Below are 662 nucleotides of genomic sequence, written 5' to 3'. Positions count from 1 at the left end.
ACATCCGCATGCGCATGCGCACCCAGATGCACCTCCCGCACCCGCTCCAGCAACTCCACGAACGACGGATCACCCGAGACATCCGTACGCAGCACCACCGTGTTCACGAAGAACCCGACCAGATCATCCAGACCCTCATCCGACCGGCCCGCCAGAGCGGCCCCCACCGGCACGTCCTCACCCGCACCGACCCGCGACAACGTCACGACCAGCGCCGCGTGCAGCACCATGAACAGCGAGACGCCAGACCTACGTGCCAGGTCGTTCAACCGCGCACAGCCCTCGGCGTCCAGTGCGAACGGCACACTCCCGCCCCGCTGCGACGCCACCGCAGGCCGCGCCCGATCGAACGGCAACGCCAACTCCGCCGGCGCGCCCTCCAGGACCCGCCGCCAATAGGCCAGTTGCTTGCTCATCACACTCGCCGGGTCATCCTCCGCACCCAGCACCGCCCGCTGCCACACCGCGTAGTCCGCGTACTGCACCGGCAGCGCGGGCCAGGCCGGGGCGCCGCCCGCGCACCGGGCCTCGTAAGCCTGCGACAGGTCCTTCAGGAGCGGCGCCATCGACCAGCCGTCGGCTGCGATGTGGTGGACCACTATCAGCAGGACGTGTGATTCGGGTCCTGTCCGGAACAGGACCGCCCGCATGGGAACGTCGAC

1 protein-coding gene is annotated in these 662 nt (G+C 69.5%); it reads right to left on the bottom strand.

What is annotated here, in order from left to right; translation table 11 throughout:
- Window positions 1–599 (bottom strand): condensation domain-containing protein (locus tag FKN01_RS32290; RefSeq protein WP_313906194.1); only part of this gene is annotated, 599 nt, incomplete at its 3' end.
- Window positions 600–662: the final 63 nt, after the last annotated feature.

Source organism: Streptomyces sp. 130 (assembly GCF_007096885.1).
In the GTDB taxonomy this organism is placed as follows: Bacteria; Actinomycetota; Actinomycetes; order Streptomycetales; family Streptomycetaceae; genus Streptomyces.
Note: the sequence above shows the minus strand (reverse complement) of the source record. Positions and strands in the feature narration are given on the sequence as shown.